Below are 17,123 nucleotides of genomic sequence, written 5' to 3'. Positions count from 1 at the left end.
GATGGTGGGTCGTGCAGGATTCGAACCTGCGACCAATTGATTAAAAGTCAACTGCTCTACCAACTGAGCTAACGACCCATCAAGGTTGTGAAGCTTCTGAAGAAAACATCTAACATACAGCAGGTTAAGATGGTGGGTCGTGCAGGATTCGAACCTGCGACCAATTGATTAAAAGTCAACTGCTCTACCAACTGAGCTAACGACCCATCTTCAGGCTGCCGGACGCTTTGTTAAACTGCCCGGGCAACGGCGGCATATATTACTGATTTAGCGGGAGGGCGCAACCCTTATTTATCACCAAATCACTCAATTGCTTACCTTTCATGCTGCAAGACCAGAAATCATACGAAATCCGGTCTCTGCTGCACAAATTACATCCCAGCCAGACGCTTTTGCGCCAGTTTGGCAGATTCGCTGGTCGGGAATTGTTTGATCACTTGTTGATAGACCGCTTTAGCTTTCGCCGTATCGTTCTTCTCTTGCATGATCACGCCAACCTTAAACAGCGCTTCCGGGGCTTTCGGCGATTTCGCGTAATTCTTTACCACAGTGGCAAAATAATAAGCGGCATCATCTTTCTTGCCCTTGTTGTAATACAACTGACCGAGCCAGTAATTGGCATTGGGCTGGTAGGTGGAGTCAGGATACTTCTTCACCCACGCCTGCAGGGCCGTGATGGCCTGATCGAACTGTTTCTTCTCAAGAATCAGCGCAACTGCCGCATTGTAATCGGTATTCGCATCGCCGGTTTGTGCAGGGGCAGCGGAACTTCCACTGGCATTGCTACCACCTGCATCAGCGTTTCCCGCTGCTGCACCTGCGCCCGCCGCTGCGGCATCACCGCCACCGCTCGCCTGTGCCCCCGCATTACCGCTGCTCAACGTATCGATCTGCTGATAGAGCTGCTTCTGGCGCTCAATCACCTGATTAAGTTGATAGCTGTTCTGCTGGATTTGGCCGCGCAGCGAATCGATATCGCTTTGGTTGTCACTCATCTGCTGCTGCAACTGCTGCAGAAGCTGAGCCTGGGCATTGGAGATACGTTCAAGATTGGTGACACGGTCTTCGACCGAGCCTGAGCCAACGCTACTGATTGACGCCTGGGCATTAGCGGCCCAGGGGGCCGCTACGCCAACCAGTAACGACAGACTCAATAGATGAAGTCTGAAGTTACTCATCATGTAATGCTCTTAGTAAACCAGTACGGCACGACGGTTTTTAGCGTAAGCCGCTTCGTCATGACCCAGTACAGCTGGTTTTTCTTTACCGTAAGAAACGATAGACATCTGGTCAGCAGAAACGCCTTTACCCTGCAGGTACATTTTAACGGCGTTAGCACGACGTTCGCCCAGGGCGATGTTGTACTCTGGAGTACCGCGCTCATCCGCATGACCTTCGATGGTCACTTTGTAAGACGGGTTGCCACGCAGGAAGTTAGCGTGCTGATCCAGCATCTGAGCATAGTCAGAAGACACGTCGTACTTATCCAGACCGAAGTAAACGATGTTGTTCTGCTGCAGCTGCTGCATCTGCAGACGCGCTTGCTCGTCAGAAGACATGTTACCGTTCTGGCCAGCACCGTAAGCGCCGTTGTCTGCGCCCATACCAGTCTGGTCGTTGTTGTTGTTTTTGTGCGAGCTACATGCAGCTACCGCGATTACCGGCAGAGCCAGCATCAAACCCTTCAGCACTTTGTTCAGTTGCATTTCTTTATCCTATTATTTTGTTTGCTATACATTGTCATCCCCCGCTATGCAGGGGACTCATGCATTACAGATACGGCGACCAGGCAGGGAATTTGACCTGTCCATCGGTTGCCGGAAGACGCGCTTTGAAACGCCCATCTGTTGAAACCAACTGCAACACGGAACCCATCCCCTGAGTAGAGCTATAGATTACCATCGTGCCGTTAGGCGCCAGACTTGGCGTCTCATCCAGGAACGTGTCCGTTATTGTTTGAACGGCTCCCGTTACCAGATCCTGTTTGGCGACATGCTGAGCGCCACCGGCGCTGCTGATCATCACCATGGTTTTGCCGTCAGTTGACACATCCGCATCCTGGTTCTGCGCACCTTCCCAGGTAATACGTTGTGGCGCACCGCCGTTAATACCAATCTTATAAATCTGAGGCGCACCTGCCTGATCCGAAGTGTAAGCCAGTGTCTGGCTGTCCGGGAACCAGGTCGGTTCGGTGCTGTTGTAGCGACCATCGGTCACCTGACGCGTCTGGCCAGAAGCCAAATCCATCACATACAGGTTCAGGCTGCCGGTTTTAGACAGCGCGAACGCCAGTTTAGAGCCGTCCGGCGAGAAGGCCGGTGCACCGTTGTGACGTGGATAAGAAGCGACCTGACGAATCGCACCGTTTGCCAGCGTTTGCACTACCAGCGCCGATTTGCCGCTCTCAAAGGTCACGTAAGCCACTTTGCTGCCGTCTGGAGACCAGGCCGGAGACATCAGCGGTTCAGGTGAACGATGCACGGTAAACTGGTTGTAGCCATCGTAGTCGGACACACGCAGCTCATACGGGAACTGACCGCCGTTGGTCTGCACCACGTAAGCAATACGCGTACGGAATGCGCCTTTGATACCCGTCAGCTTCTCAAACACTTCATCACTGGCAGTGTGGCCTGCATAACGCAGCCATTGCTTAGTGACTTTGTAAGAGTTCTGCGCCAGCACCGTGCCCGGTGCACCGCCAGTGTCCACCAGCTGGTAAGCGATCTGGTAGCTACCGTCCGGGTTTGGCGTGACCTGGCCCACGACAACCGCATCAATACCCAATGCGCTCCAGGCAGCAGGTTGCACTTCCTGCGCGCTAGTCGGCTGCTGTGGCAGACGTGAACGATCCAGCGGGTTGAATTTACCGCTATTGCGCAAGTCAGCCGCGACGATGCCGCCAATGTCTTCTGGCGCCGCGCCTGGGCCAGCCCATTTGAACGGCACCACACCAATTGGACGTGCGGTGTTCACGCCCTGCGTAATTTCAATGCGCACTTCTGCGTGCAGCATGGCTGCCCACAGCAGTACAAAAAAACCTAAGGTTACACGAAGTGCCTGCTTCATCTTTTCTCCCTTATCTGAACCTGAGTCCACGATAATTCGCACAGTTCCTGAAAAACACGAGTGTTCATAAATTACGGCAAGCTAACCTTAGTTCAACCTGCCGTGAGTTACTGCATTATTCCGGTTTGAAACGCATTGGGGCGTTTTTAAACACTTCATACACCGCTTGCGATGGCGGCTTAGGAATTCGAGCCTGCTTCGCGGCGGTGATTGCGGCCTGGCACAATGCCGGGTCGCCACCTTCTGCTTTGACATCAATCAGCAAACCGTCAGGTGCCAATTTAATACGCAGATTACACTCTTTACCCTTAAAGGTATCCGCATCGTAGAAGCGACTTTGAATCGCACCAACGACCTGTCCCATGTAAGAGTTAATCTCAGCGCCTGATGCACCCGCTTTCTTCTGATTCCCCTGCCCTGCCGCACCGCCAGAAGCCGTGCCACTTTTCGGTGCATTCTTACCGGACGAGAGACCACCTAACAGGTCATCAACATCACTTTCATTCTTGGCAGCTTCAGAAGCGGCTTTCTTTTTAGCATCTGCGGCTGCTTTCGCTTTGGCTGCTGCATCAGCTTTCGCTTTCGCATCGGCAGCCGCTTTCTCTTTCGCTGCCTCAGCGGCTTTCTCTTTTGCTTCTGCGGCAGCTTGCTCTTTAGCCTCTTTGGCTTCCTGAGCGGCTTTCGCCTTCGCATCAGCTGCAGCCTGCGCTTTGGCCTCTGCGGCAGCTTGCGCTTTCGCTTCGGCGGCGGCTTTGGCTTGCTCTACCGCTTTCTCTTTCGCCGCTTCAGCAGCCGCTGCTTTGGCCTGTTCGTCCGCTTTCTTCTTCGCGTCCGCTGCAGCCTGCTTCGCCTCTTCTACCGCTTTGGCTTTGGCATCTGCCGCCGCTTTAGCTTGCGCATCCGCTTCAGCTTTGGCGTCGGCCTTAGCTTTTGCGGCAGCCGCTTCTGCAGCTTTCTGCTGATCCTGCGCCTGCTTCGCGGCCGCTTCAGCGGCTTTCTGTTGCTCAGCTTGCTGTTTGGCCTGCTCTTTGGCTTCCTGCTGCGCCTGCAAACGCTCTTTTTCCAGCTCTTTCAGACGCTGCTGCTCAGCGGCTTGCTTCTGCTGTAACTCTTCAGCCTGCTGCTGTGATTGTTTCTGGCGCTGCTGTTCAGCACGTTGGCTGTCGCGTTGCTGATTCAGCTGGCGGTTGTACTGTTCAACCACCGCGCCGGAATCGACCATCACGGCATCAATGTCACTGCCGCCGCCACCGCCGCTGGATTCGATCTTTTCGTTAAACGAGCTCCAGATCAGCAGGGCGATCAGCACGATGTGCAGAATCACCGAAATGATTATCGCGCGTTTTAACTTGTCGTTCTGCTCGGTTACCTTCGACACTCTCGGATCCCAAAAACGGTTCGCTTTAAATCGGCTGTGTCATCAAACCGACAGATTTCACGCCTGCCTGATGTAACAGGTTCAACGCCTTGATGATTTCGTCGTAAGGCACGTCTTTCGCTCCACCAATCAGGAACACCGTCTTCGGATTGGCTTCAATGCGACGCTGTGCTTCGCTCACCACCTGTTCCGGCGGCAGCTGCGTCATACGATCGTGATCCACCACCAGGCTGTATTGCCCGACGCCAGCCACTTCAACAATGACCGGGGGATTATCATCCGTTGAGACCGTTTTCGAGTCGGTCGCATCAGGCAGGTCCACTTCCACGCTTTGCGTAATAATCGGCGCAGTTGCCATAAAGATGAGCAGCAACACCAACAGTACGTCCAGCAGTGGAACTATGTTGATTTCCGACTTAAGGTCGCGGCGCCCGCGACCACGGGTTCTGGCCATCGTTAACCTCGACTTACTTCGTGTTGTCGGTGGAGAAAGCCTGACGATGCAGGATAGCCGTGAACTCTTCCATAAAGTTGTCGTAGCCCTGCTCCAGCTTGTTGACGCGCTGGTTCAGACGGTTATACGCCATAACGGCAGGAATGGCCGCGAACAAACCGATGGCAGTGGCGATCAGCGCTTCGGCAATACCCGGCGCAACCATCTGCAACGTCGCCTGTTTCACCGCGCCAAGCGCGATAAAGGCGTGCATAATCCCCCACACCGTACCGAACAGACCGATATACGGGCTGATGGAACCAACGGTGCCAAGGAAAGGAATGTGGTTTTCCAGCGCTTCCAGTTCACGGTTCATTGAGATGCGCATCGCACGGCTGGCTCCCTCGACCACCGCTTCTGGCGCGTGGTTGTTAGCACGGTGCAAACGGGCAAACTCTTTGAAGCCCGAATAGAAAATTTGCTCAGATCCGCCCAGCTCATCGCGGCGTCCCTGGCTTTCCTGATACAGGCGCGATAATTCGATGCCTGACCAGAACTTATCTTCAAAGGCTTCGGCTTCGCGACCCGCCGCATTCAGGATGCGCGTGCGCTGAATAATGATCGCCCATGAGGCAATAGAAAAGCCGATCAAAATCAACATGATAAGTTTGACCAGAAGGCTCGCCTTCAGGAACAAATCAAGAACATTCATGTCAGTCACTGCTTGAACTCCGCGACAATAGACTTGGGAAGCGCAATCGGCTTCATTAGATGTGGGTTGATGCAGGCAATCAGGACTTCTGCTTCATTCAGCACTTTGCCTTCTGCATTCACGATACGCTGCGAGAAGGTCATGGTGGCGCGAGTCATGGCGGTCACTTCACTCTGGATATCCAGAAGATCGTCAAGACGTGCTGCGGCAACAAAGTCTATCGTCATGCGTCGTACCACAAACGCCACCTGTTCTTCTAACAGGGCTTGTTGATTGAAATGGTGCTGGCGCAACATCTCGGTACGTGCTCGTTCATAGAAAGCAAGATAACTGGCGTGGTAAACCACACCACCGGCGTCGGTGTCTTCGTAATAGACCCTAACCGGCCAGCGAAACAGCGTTGTACTCACTCTACATCCCGGTCTCATTTTAAACGTTGCTACTATACGCAAGTGAGATCGGCTTGGGAATGGTCCGCCAGAGCCAGGAGAAAATAATTATCACACGTTAACAACTGGAAGGAATTTCAGGATATTTCTTGACCAGGCGCTGACATAAACTCACGTCAGCGCCCGAATAAAGCGGATAAAAAACAGCCTTGGGGGCTCAATGATAGTACCAATAGATTCCCAGAATCAGTACGATCATCGCAGGCAACGGTGAAAACACGGCTCGCCAGCGCGTTTGCAATGGACGGAAGCCCGTACCATGAATCACGCCGGTGCACACCGCCCAAATCATCAATAATCCATGCCAGATGGCTAAGTCGCTCGTGCGGGCGGCAAAGCGTGACGGTTGCCAGATAACACAGCCCGCCAGCCACAGCGCCAGTATCAGCGAAAGGGCCCGTAACGGGCCCTTGTCCATCAGACGATACAGCGTCTGAATCAGTGTGCGCATCAGTGTTGTTTATCCTTTGCGCCACTCTCTTCTGCTTGCTCAATCGCCAGCGCCGTGATCACGCCAAACGCACAGGCCAGCAAAGTGCCAAGAATCCAGGCAAAATACCACATGCTCAATCTCCTTAATCAGTACAGGGAGTGCGTATTGCTCTCAATGTGTTCTTTGGTGATACGGCCAAACATCTTGTAATAACACCACGCGGTATAGGCGAGGATAATCGGGACAAAGATGATGGCGGCGAAGGTCATCACTTTCAGCGTCAGCAGGCTTGAGGTGGCATCCCACATGGTCAGGCTAGTGCCCGGCACGGTGCTGGAAGGCATAATGAACGGGAACATCGCGATGCCTGCAGTCATGATGACGCATGCCAGCGTCAATGAAGAAAAGACAAACGCCCAGGCGCCCTTCTCCATGCGCGAACAGAGCACGGTCAGCAGCGGCAGCACCACGCCAAGCAGCGGGAACAGCCACAGGATTGGCGTCTGTTCAAAGTTCACCATCCACGCACCGGCTTCACGCACCACTTCTTTGCCCAGCGGGTTGGATGCAGCGTGATGATCGATGACGCTTTTCACCACATAGCCATCAATTCCGTATTTCACCCACACACCGGCTAATACGAAGCACACCATCATCACCAGCGCACTGATTTGCGCGGTGCCGCGCGCTCGCAGGTGCAGATCGCCGTTGGTACGCATCTGCAGATAGGTCGCACCCTGTGTCAGGATCATCGCGACGCTGATCACACCCGCCAGCAAGCCAAACGGATTGAGTAACTGGAAGAAGTTACCGGTGTAGAACAGACGCAGATACTCATCCGCATGGAAAGGTACGCCCTGCAGCAAGTTGCCGAAGGCCACGCCAATCACCAGTGGTGGTACAAAGCTGCCGATGAAAATGCCCCAGTCCCAGGTGTTGCGCCAGCGCATGTCCTCAATCTTCGAACGGTAGTCAAAACCCACCGGACGGAAGAACAAGGAAGCCAGTACCAGAATCATCGCCACATAGAAGCCTGAAAACGCCGCAGCGTAGACCATCGGCCAGGCAGCAAACAGCGCGCCACCCGCGGTGATCAGCCATACCTGGTTGCCGTCCCAGTGCGGGGCGATGCTGTTAATCATGATACGTCGTTCGGTATCGGTACGGCCAAGGATGCGCGTCAGCATACCGACCCCCATATCAAACCCGTCGGTAACCGCAAAGCCAATTAGCAGCACGCCAATCAGCAACCACCAGACAAAGCGCAATACTTCATAATCAAACATGGTTGCTCTCCTTATCCACGAACGGGCTGAGCAGCCGCTTTCACGGTCTCATGATGGTAGCGGCCAGTCTTCAGGCTGCTGGGTCCCAGACGGGCGAACTTGAACATCAGGTACATTTCCGCCACCAGGAAAATGGTGTAGAGACCGCAAATCAGAATCATTGAGAACAGCAGATCGCCAACGGTCAGTGAGGAGTTCGCTACGGCGGTTGGCAACACTTCACCAATCGCCCAAGGCTGACGACCGTACTCAGCAACAAACCAGCCCGATTCAATGGCAATCCATGGCAGCGGAATACCGTACAGTGCCGCCTTAAGCAGCCAGCGGCTCTTGCCAATGCGGTTACGAATCACGCTTAGGAATGACAGAGCAATAATGCCCAGCAGCAGCACGCCACACAGCACCATGATGCGGAAGGCGAAATAGAGCGGTGCCACACGTGGAATCGAATCCTGTGTCGCTTTCTGAATCTGCGCTTCAGTCGCATTCGCCACATCCGGGGTGTAGCGCTTCAGCAGCAAGCCATAACCGAGATCCTGTTTGCTGGCTTCGAACTGGCTACGCACCGCAGGATCTTTGCTGCCCGCGCGCAGTTCATTCAGCAACGCGTAGGCTTTCATGCCGTTGCGGATACGCACTTCATGTTGCGACAGCAGATCTTTCAGACCGGTGACCGGTGTATCCACCGATCGCGTCGCGATCAGCCCGAGCAAATACGGGATTTGAATCGCGTACTTGTTCTCCTGCGAATCCTGATCGGGAATACCAAACAGCGTGAAGGCCGCAGGTGCAGGCTGCGTTTCCCACTCGGCTTCAATTGCCGCCAGTTTGGTTTTCTGCACGTCACCCATTTCATAACCGGATTCATCACCCAGCACGATAACGGACAGAATCGCGGCCATGCCAAAGCTGGCTGCAATACCGAATGAGCGCTTAGCGAAAGCCACATCGCGGCCTTTCAGCAGATACCAGGCACTGATACCCAGCACGAACATCGCGCCAGCGGTGTAACCTGCCGCCACAGTGTGGACAAATTTCACCTGCGCAACCGGGTTGAGCACCAGCTCGGAGAAGCTCACCATCTCCATGCGCATGGTTTCGAAATTGAATTCAGAAGCGATCGGGTTCTGCATCCAACCATTCGCCACCAGAATCCACAGCGCAGACATGTTAGAACCGAGCGCAACCAGCCAGGTTACCGCCAGGTGCTGGACTTTGCCAAGGCGATCCCAACCGAAGAAGAACAGACCAACAAAGGTGGATTCAAGGAAGAACGCCATCAAGCCTTCAATGGCGAGCGGCGCACCAAAGATATCGCCGACATAGTGGGAGTAATATGACCAGTTGGTCCCGAACTGAAACTCCATGGTGAGACCGGTTGCGACACCCAGCGCAAAGTTGATACCGAACAACTTGCCCCAGAACTTGGTCATGTCTTTATAAATTTGCTTACCCGTCAGGACATATACGGTTTCCATGATCGCCAACAAAAACGCCATACCCAGCGTTAAGGGGACGAACAGGAAATGGTACATCGCCGTCAGGGCAAACTGTAAACGCGACAGCTCGACAATATCTAACATGATGACTCCTTGCTCCTCGCATGAATTTACTCTGCGGCTGACAACGATAAACAGCGAACATTGACGTGCAGAATAAGATCCAGGAACGACTGATTATTGATTCCAGTTTTATTACTGACAGAACAGAGAAATCTGTAGCCCGAAATGAGTGAGTAACAGTGGTGAAAATTTCCCGAAAAACCGATCGCTTCAATCTGTTTCGAGCAGGAGTGTGATGCAAGAAGGCGGCAGAATTGCGCTAACAACGCCTGGCTCAAACTCCTGAAAATTCGCGGAAAAGACTGAATTGATGCAGCGCAATTTATACCGTTTGTCGTGCGTGATGCCAGCAGTAAAGTTTGTTATATCTCACGCTTTATTGATCTGGATTAAGACAATAATTTTTCAGATATGTAGTGTTAGCGTTGTTGTTAATTAGTTGTCATGAACGCGTGATGCAATTAAGGAAATAATTACTTCTCCTGTATTTTTTTAACGTTAATACCGGATACTCAGGTTTAATTTCCCCTGTGAGATCACGCACATTTTCCTATCTTTACCTTACCAACTCAGTAAGCATAGCCGCAGATTGTATCTCCGTTACGGTTTTTCCCTGCTTTTTGTGTGCCTCTGCACAGGGCGCTGTTGCCACTGGCTATCCCTCTCTTCCAGACATAAAAAAAGCCACCCGAAGGTGGCTTCATGCACATCAACAGTGATGACTTATTTGATTGGCAGAACGGCTTTAACAGCGTCGCCAATGTCAGCCAGGCTGCGTACGGTTTTCACACCGGCCGCTTCCAGCGCGGCGAATTTCTCGTCAGCGGTGCCTTTACCACCAGCAATGATGGCGCCTGCGTGGCCCATACGTTTGCCTTTCGGTGCAGTTACACCCGCGATGTAGCCGACAACCGGCTTGGTCACGTGCTCTTTAATGAAGGCTGCGGCTTCTTCTTCCGCGCTACCACCGATCTCACCGATCATGACGATCACTTCGGTCTGTGGGTCATCCTGGAACATTTTCAGGATATCGATGAAGTTTGAACCTGGGATCGGGTCACCACCGATACCGACGCAGGTTGACTGGCCATAGCCGATGTCAGTGGTCTGCTTAACCGCTTCATAGGTCAGGGTGCCTGAACGAGACACGATACCTACGCGACCTGGCTGGTGAATGTGACCTGGCATGATACCGATCTTACATTCGCCTGGGGTGATCACACCTGGGCAGTTCGGGCCAATCATGCGCACGCCAGCTTCATCCAGCTTCACTTTCACGGTCAGCATATCCAGCGTTGGGATACCTTCGGTGATGGTGATGATCAGTTTGATGCCTGCGTCGATGGCTTCCAGGATACCGTCTTTGCAGAACGGAGCTGGAACGTAGATCACAGTGGCAGTTGCGCCTGTGGCTTCTACCGCTTCACGCACGGTGTTAAACACTGGCAGACCCAGATGCGTGGTGCCGCCTTTGCCTGGCGTGACACCGCCAACCAGCTGCGTACCATAGGCCAAAGCCTGCTCAGAGTGGAAAGTCCCCTGGCCACCGGTGAAACCCTGGCAAATGACTTTGGTGTTTTTGTCGATAAGAATGGACATTATTTACCCTCCGCGGCAGCAACAACACGCTGCGCAGCGTCTGTCAGGCTGGTTGCTGCAATGATGTTCAGACCGCTGTCGGCCAGTTTCTGCGCGCCCAGCTCGGCGTTGTTACCTTCCAGACGTACCACTACTGGCACGTTCACACCCACTTCTGCAACTGCACCGATGATGCCGTCTGCGATCAGGTCGCAACGCACGATGCCGCCGAAGATGTTAACGAATACCGCTTTAACGGCATCGTCAGACAGGATGATTTTGAAGGCTTCGGTTACGCGCTCTTTGGTCGCGCCGCCGCCGACATCAAGGAAGTTAGCTGGCTGGCCACCGTGGTGTTTCACGATGTCCATGGTACCCATTGCCAGACCGGCACCGTTCACCATACAGCCGATGTTGCCATCCAGCGCAACGTAGTTCAGTTCCCACTGTGTTGCATGTGCTTCACGTGGATCTTCCTGGCTTGGATCGCGCATTTCACGCAGCTCAGGCTGACGGAACAGTGCGTTACCGTCTGCGCCCAGTTTGCCATCGAGGCAGATCAGGTCGCCCTGCTTGGTGATCACCAGCGGGTTGATCTCAACCATCGCCAGGTCGCGTTCCAGGAACATGGTCGCCAGACCCATGAAGATTTTGGTGAACTGGCTAACTTGCTTACCGGACAGGCCCAGTTTGAACGCCAACTCACGACCCTGGTATGGCTGAGGTCCGGCCAGCGGATCCAATGCCATTTTGTGGATCAGGTGCGGGGTTTCTTCCGCCACTTTCTCGATTTCCACGCCGCCTTCGGTGGAAGCCATGAAGATCACGCGACGGGTAGCACGGTCAACGACCGCACCCAGATACAGTTCCTGGTCGATGTCAGTCGCGGCTTCAACCAGAATCTGGTTTACCGGCTGGCCATCAGCATCAGTTTGGTAGGTCACCAGACGCTTGCCCAACCAATGCTCAGCAAATGCACGGATATCTTCCTTGCTGTTCACCACTTTCACGCCACCCGCTTTACCGCGGCCACCGGCATGTACCTGACATTTTACTACCCACGGACCTGCGCCAATTTTAGAGGCGGCTTCTTCTGCTTCACGTGGCGTAGCGCAGGCGTAACCAGTTGGAGCTGGCATGCCATAGCGAGCAAACAACTGCTTCGCCTGGTATTCATGTAAGTTCATGATGTTCTATCCATTCAGATATGAGTTTGGGCGCCCCGTTGTGCGATGCGCCCGGCGAAAATTAGACGTCCAGCAGCAGACGCGCCGGATCTTCCAGCATCTCTTTCACCGCGACCAGATAGCCCACGGATTCGCGACCATCGATCAGACGGTGGTCATAAGAGAGTGCCAGATACATCATTGGCAGGATCACAACCTGACCATTGACCGCCATCGGGCGCTCTTTGATCGCGTGCATGCCCAGAATCGCGCTCTGCGGTGGGTTGATGATCGGCGTAGACATCAGGGAACCGAACACACCGCCGTTGGTGATGGTGAAGTTACCGCCGGTCAGCTCGTCAACCGTCAGCTTACCGTCACGGCCTTTCACCGCCAGTTCTTTAATTTTCTTCTCGATGTCAGCCATGCTCAGCGCATCAACATCTTTCAGCACTGGGGTTACCAGGCCGCGCGGCGTAGACACCGCGATGCTGACGTCGAAGTAGTTGTGGTAAACCACATCTTCGCCATCGATAGAAGCGTTCACTTCTGGATAGCGTTTCAGGGCTTCAACCACCGCTTTGATGTAGAAGGACATGAAGCCCAGACGCACACCGTGACGTTTCTCAAACGCGTCGCCGTACTGCTTACGCAAATCCATGATCGGCTTCATGTTGATTTCGTTGAAGGTGGTCAGCATCGCGGTGCTGTTTTTCGCTTCCAGCAGACGCTCAGCCACACGCTTACGCAGACGCGTCATTGGTACGCGTTTTTCGCTGCGGTTAGCCACAGCAGCCTGTGGTGCCGCGGCCGCTGCTGCAGGCGCCGCTTTCGCGCCGTCAGCTTTCTTCGCGACATGCTTCTCAACATCTTCACGCGTCAGACGACCACCCACACCGGTGCCTTTAATCTGGCTCGCGTCGAGGTTGTTTTCAGCGATCAGGCGACGAACCGCTGGGCTCAGCGCATCGTTGCTCTCTTCTTCCAGAGACGCGGTTTTACGCTGTTCTGGTGTCGCTTCTTTCGTTTCTACTTTCGCAGAGGTCTCTTTACCACCGCTGTTGCCTTCCACCAGGCGGCCTAACAGCTGGCGCGAGAGCACCGTAGCGCCTTCGTCTTCCAGAATCGCTTCCAGTACACCGTCTGCTGAAGCAGGCACTTCAAGCACAACTTTGTCCGTTTCAATCTCAACCAGTACTTCATCGCGACTGACCGCATCGCCGGGTTTTTTGTGCCAGGTTGCAACCGTTGCATCCGCTACGGATTCAGGCAAATCGGGAACCAGAATTTCTACGCTACTCATTTTCTTTCCTTTTAATTAACCAAGGTTCAGCGCGTCGTTAACCAGGTCTTGCTGCTGTTGTTGATGTACGGACATGTAGCCCACGGCTGGTGAAGCAGAAGCCGGACGACCTGCGTAACGCAGTGACGCACCGAAGGGAACCACTTCGCGGAAATGATGCTGACTGCAATACCATGCGCCCTGGTTCTGTGGCTCTTCCTGACACCAGACGAAATCCTGCACATGCGCATAATTTTTCAATACGTCCTGCACTACTTTGTGCGGGAACGGATAGAGCTGTTCGATACGCACGATGGCAACATCGGTCTGCTCATTCTTGCGACGCTGTTCCAGCAGATCGTAATAAACCTTACCGGAACACATCACCACGCGTTTCACTTGTTTCGGATCCAGATCGTCAATCTCGCCAATCGCCGGTTGGAAGCTGCCATTGGCCAGCTCTTCCAGGCTGGAGACCGCCAGTGGATGGCGCAACAGCGATTTCGGTGACATCACAATCAGCGGACGGCGCATACCGCGCAGCGCTTGGCGGCGCAGCATGTGGTAAACCTGTGCTGGCGTTGATGGCACGCATACCTGCATGTTCTGTTCAGCACAGAGTTGCAGATAGCGCTCCAGACGCGCAGAGGAGTGCTCTGGCCCCTGACCTTCATAACCGTGTGGCAGCAGCATCACGAGGCCACACATACGGCCCCACTTCTGCTCGCCGGAGCTGATGAACTGGTCGATCACCACCTGAGCACCGTTGGCGAAGTCGCCGAACTGCGCTTCCCAAATGGTCAGCACGCGCGGTTCTGCGGTGGCATAGCCGTATTCAAAGGCCAGTACCGCTTCTTCTGACAGCACGGAATCCCAGACCTTGAACTGACCCTGGCCGTTATGGACATGGTGCAGTGGGGTGTAGGTTGAGCCGTTGGTTTGATTGTGGATCACCGCATGACGGTGGAAGAAGGTGCCACGGCCGGAGTCTTCACCCGACAGACGGACAGGAATACCTTCGTCAACCAGCGTGGCGTACGCCAGGTTTTCCGCGCCGCCCCAGTCAAATGGCTTGTTGCCTTCCGCCATTTCTTTACGGTCATTGTAAATCTTCGCCACGCGCGACTGCACTTCGACGGCTTCCGGTACGCTGCTGATGCGGCGCGCCAGCTCTTGCAGGCGTTTGTACTCAACCGTGGCAGGATAGTTTTCATCCCACTCGTGGTTCAGGTACGGCGACCATGTGAAGGAGTGCAGGCTCATCGGACGCCATTCTGGCACCACGCATTCGCCTTCATCCAACGCATCACGGTAGAGATTGACCAGTTCAGTCGCATCTTCTAACGTCGCCACACCTTCGCTCTCCAGCTGATCGGCGTAGATCTTACGTGGCGTTGGATGTTTCTTGATTTTCTGGTACATCAGCGGCTGGGTTGCACTTGGCTCATCCGCTTCGTTATGGCCGTGACGGCGGTAGCACACCAGATCGATAAACACGTCGCGTTTAAAGGTGTTGCGATAATCCAGCGCCAGGCGAGTCACGAAGGCCACCGCTTCTGGATCGTCCGCATTCACGTGGAAGATTGGCGCCAGCACCATCTTGCCGATGTCGGTGCAGTAAGGCGTTGAACGCGCATCTTTCGGGTTCGAGGTGGTGAAACCTACCTGGTTGTTAATCACGATGCGAACGGTACCGCCCACTTCGTAACCGCGCGCCGCAGACATGTTCAGGGTTTCCTGCACCACGCCCTGGCCGATCACCGCCGCATCACCGTGGATGGTGATCGGCAGAACTTTGTTGCTGCCTGGCTCAGCCAGACGATCCAGACGTGCACGCACCGAACCCATGACCACTGGGCTTACGATTTCGAGGTGTGACGGGTTAAACGCCAGCGCCAGGTGCACTAAACCACCTTCGGTTTCAACGTCAGACGAGAAGCCCATGTGGTACTTCACGTCGCCGGTGCCGAGGTGCTCTTTGTGTTTGCCGGAGAATTCGTCAAACAGATCCTGTGGCTTTTTACCCAGTACGTTGATCAGGACGTTGAGACGACCACGGTGTGCCATCCCCAGTACCACTTCACGCGTACCGCTTTTGCCTGCATGGCGAATCATTTCGCGCAGCATCGGCACCAGAGCATCACCGCCTTCCAGTGAGAAGCGTTTTGCACCCGGGAATTTCGCGCCGAGGTATTTTTCCAGACCTTCAGCCGCGGTCAGCTCTTTCAGGAAACCTTTTTTCTCGTCGCTGCTGAATGACGCATGGCCGACCACCGATTCCAGACGCTGCTGAATCCAGCGTTTCTCATCGGTGTTGTTGATGTGCATGTACTCTGCACCAATCGAGCCACAATAGGTCTGCTGCAGCGCCGCGAACAGATCAGCCAGCTTCATGGTCTCTTTACCAATGGCAAAGGAACCTACGTTAAAGCTTTCCTGAAAATCGGCGTCGGTGAGATCGTGATAAGAAGGGTCAAGATCCGCCACCCGATCCTGTTTCCACAGGCCGAGCGGATCGAGGTTAGCGTGCTGATGGCCGCGGAAGCGGAACGCATTGATCAGCTGCAGCACTTTAACCTGTTTGGAATTAGTAGCCGGATCGGTGACTGAGGATGTGTAGCGGGTCGCATCTTTTGCCAGGCGGCGGAAGTAATCACGCGTGGTGGAGTGAAACTGCTCAGGTTTCACGCCAGTGCCGGGCAGCTGTTGGAACAGCTCGCGCCACATTTCATCAACTGAGTCAGGATCGGTCAGGAAATCCTCATAGAGTTGCTCTATGTAGGATTGGTTCGCGCCGGCCAGCCAGGAGGAGTCCAGCCAGGGTTTCATCGCGCTGTTCTGCATTGTGATCCCTTAAGCATTAATCTGCTTTTTATGAGGTTTCATTTGTTGCCGCTTTCGCGGCTTGCCGTAGTGAGTTCAGCGATACGAACCTGTGCGCAACCGGCGCCTGGCCCGTAAGGGAACCTTTATAAGCGTGGTCAGTACCGCGCTTATAAAGGCTTCCGTAAACTGCCGGGAACCTTAAGTTCCCGGACAGTGACTTCAGTGTGTTACGCCCCGCGTTGCAGCAGCATCGACTTAATATGGCCGATAGCGCGCGTCGGGTTTAGTCCTTTCGGGCACACGCTCACACAGTTCATGATGCTGTGACAGCGAAATACACTGAAAGCATCGTTCAGATTGTCCAGACGCGCATCGGTTTCGGTATCGCGGCTGTCAATCAGGAAACGGTAAGCGGCTAACAAACCTGCCGGACCGATGAACTTGTCCGGGTTCCACCAGAACGATGGGCACGAGGTTGAGCAGCAAGCGCACAGAATACACTCGTACAATCCATCCAGGTGCTCACGGTCTGCCGGGGTCTGCAGATGCTCGCGTGCTGGCGGATTTTCCCCATTATTCAACAGGAAAGGCTTAATCTTCTCATACTGCGTATAGAATTGTCCCATATCAACGACGAGGTCGCGGATCACCGGCAAACCAGGCAGTGGACGGATAACAATTTTCTTCGTGCCATTACCCAGCGCGGAGACTGGCGTGATGCAGGCCAGACCATTTTTACCGTTCATGTTGAGGCCGTCAGAACCGCACACCCCTTCACGGCATGAGCGACGGAAGGCCAGCGTCGGGTCCTTCTCTTTCAAACGGATCAGCGCGTCCAGCAACATCATGTCACGACCGTCTTCTGACTCCAGCGTGTATTCCTGCATACGCGGTTTGTCATCGACTTCCGGGTTGTAACGATAGATAGAAAATTCGAGTCTCATGATGATCT

Annotated in this window: 16 protein-coding genes and 2 tRNA genes; all 18 read right to left on the bottom strand. The window is 54.1% G+C overall.

Annotated elements, in window-relative coordinates; translation table 11 throughout:
- Nucleotides 1-2: 2 nt before the first annotated feature.
- Nucleotides 3-78: transfer RNA gene (locus JK231_RS04825), tRNA-Lys, on the bottom strand.
- A gap of 52 nt (nucleotides 79-130) precedes the next feature.
- Nucleotides 131-206 (bottom strand) — tRNA-Lys (locus JK231_RS04820).
- A gap of 165 nt (nucleotides 207-371) precedes the next feature.
- Complete coding sequence (cpoB, locus tag JK231_RS04815; RefSeq protein ID WP_058962357.1) at nucleotides 372-1,181, bottom strand: cell division protein CpoB; 810 nt, start codon at nucleotides 1,179-1,181, stop codon at nucleotides 372-374.
- A gap of 9 nt (nucleotides 1,182-1,190) precedes the next feature.
- The gene (gene pal, locus JK231_RS04810; RefSeq protein WP_160832593.1) at nucleotides 1,191-1,706 is read right to left on the bottom strand and encodes a peptidoglycan-associated lipoprotein Pal; all 516 of its coding nucleotides are present in this window, start codon (nucleotides 1,704-1,706) and stop codon (nucleotides 1,191-1,193) included.
- Nucleotides 1,707-1,770: 64 nt separating this feature from the next.
- Nucleotides 1,771-3,066, bottom strand: coding sequence for a Tol-Pal system beta propeller repeat protein TolB (tolB, locus tag JK231_RS04805; protein WP_160832594.1), 1,296 nt, complete (start codon nucleotides 3,064-3,066; stop codon nucleotides 1,771-1,773).
- Between the two features lie 115 nt (nucleotides 3,067-3,181).
- Nucleotides 3,182-4,444, bottom strand: a complete 1,263-nt coding sequence (gene tolA / locus JK231_RS04800; RefSeq protein ID WP_211728102.1) for a cell envelope integrity protein TolA — start codon at nucleotides 4,442-4,444, stop codon at nucleotides 3,182-3,184.
- Between the two features lie 25 nt (nucleotides 4,445-4,469).
- Nucleotides 4,470-4,898, bottom strand: coding sequence for a colicin uptake protein TolR (gene tolR / locus JK231_RS04795; RefSeq protein ID WP_034829164.1), 429 nt, complete (start codon nucleotides 4,896-4,898; stop codon nucleotides 4,470-4,472).
- 13 nt (nucleotides 4,899-4,911) lie between these two features.
- Nucleotides 4,912-5,598, bottom strand: coding sequence for a Tol-Pal system protein TolQ (tolQ, locus tag JK231_RS04790; RefSeq protein WP_034829162.1), 687 nt, complete (start codon nucleotides 5,596-5,598; stop codon nucleotides 4,912-4,914).
- Nucleotides 5,595-5,999: a tol-pal system-associated acyl-CoA thioesterase gene (gene ybgC, locus JK231_RS04785; protein WP_038648188.1), complete on the bottom strand. Its 405-nt coding sequence runs from the start codon at nucleotides 5,997-5,999 to the stop codon at nucleotides 5,595-5,597. The genes tolQ and ybgC overlap by 4 nt, the downstream gene beginning before the upstream one ends.
- 196 nt (nucleotides 6,000-6,195) lie before the next feature.
- Nucleotides 6,196-6,489: a cyd operon protein YbgE gene (ybgE, locus tag JK231_RS04780; protein ID WP_211728101.1), complete on the bottom strand. Its 294-nt coding sequence runs from the start codon at nucleotides 6,487-6,489 to the stop codon at nucleotides 6,196-6,198.
- Nucleotides 6,489-6,602: a cytochrome bd-I oxidase subunit CydX gene (gene cydX, locus JK231_RS04775; RefSeq protein ID WP_058962355.1), complete on the bottom strand. Its 114-nt coding sequence runs from the start codon at nucleotides 6,600-6,602 to the stop codon at nucleotides 6,489-6,491. The genes ybgE and cydX overlap by 1 nt, the downstream gene beginning before the upstream one ends.
- 15 nt (nucleotides 6,603-6,617) lie before the next feature.
- The gene (gene cydB, locus JK231_RS04770) at nucleotides 6,618-7,757 is read right to left on the bottom strand and encodes a cytochrome d ubiquinol oxidase subunit II (protein WP_058962354.1); all 1,140 of its coding nucleotides are present in this window, start codon (nucleotides 7,755-7,757) and stop codon (nucleotides 6,618-6,620) included.
- An 11-nt stretch (nucleotides 7,758-7,768) separates the two neighbouring features.
- Entirely contained in the window at nucleotides 7,769-9,340 is a 1,572-nt protein-coding gene (gene cydA / locus JK231_RS04765) for a cytochrome ubiquinol oxidase subunit I (RefSeq protein ID WP_097117413.1), read from the bottom strand.
- A gap of 702 nt (nucleotides 9,341-10,042) precedes the next feature.
- Nucleotides 10,043-10,918, bottom strand: coding sequence for a succinate--CoA ligase subunit alpha (gene sucD / locus JK231_RS04760; RefSeq protein WP_034829155.1), 876 nt, complete (start codon nucleotides 10,916-10,918; stop codon nucleotides 10,043-10,045).
- Entirely contained in the window at nucleotides 10,918-12,084 is a 1,167-nt protein-coding gene (gene sucC / locus JK231_RS04755; protein WP_097117414.1) for an ADP-forming succinate--CoA ligase subunit beta, read from the bottom strand. The genes sucD and sucC overlap by 1 nt, the downstream gene beginning before the upstream one ends.
- Nucleotides 12,085-12,145: 61 nt before the next feature.
- A complete protein-coding gene (gene odhB, locus JK231_RS04750; protein WP_034829152.1) occupies nucleotides 12,146-13,366 on the bottom strand; it encodes a 2-oxoglutarate dehydrogenase complex dihydrolipoyllysine-residue succinyltransferase in 1,221 nt (406 codons plus the stop codon).
- Between the two features lie 15 nt (nucleotides 13,367-13,381).
- Entirely contained in the window at nucleotides 13,382-16,189 is a 2,808-nt protein-coding gene (gene sucA / locus JK231_RS04745) for a 2-oxoglutarate dehydrogenase E1 component (protein WP_211728100.1), read from the bottom strand.
- 209 nt (nucleotides 16,190-16,398) lie between these two features.
- Nucleotides 16,399-17,115, bottom strand: a complete 717-nt coding sequence (locus JK231_RS04740; RefSeq protein ID WP_034829149.1) for a succinate dehydrogenase iron-sulfur subunit — start codon at nucleotides 17,113-17,115, stop codon at nucleotides 16,399-16,401.
- Nucleotides 17,116-17,123: the final 8 nt, after the last annotated feature.

Source organism: Pantoea sp. JGM49 (genome assembly GCF_018257655.1).
Taxonomy (GTDB): Bacteria; Pseudomonadota; Gammaproteobacteria; order Enterobacterales; family Enterobacteriaceae; genus Pantoea; species Pantoea communis.
This window is presented reverse-complemented; position numbering and strand designations above follow the sequence as displayed.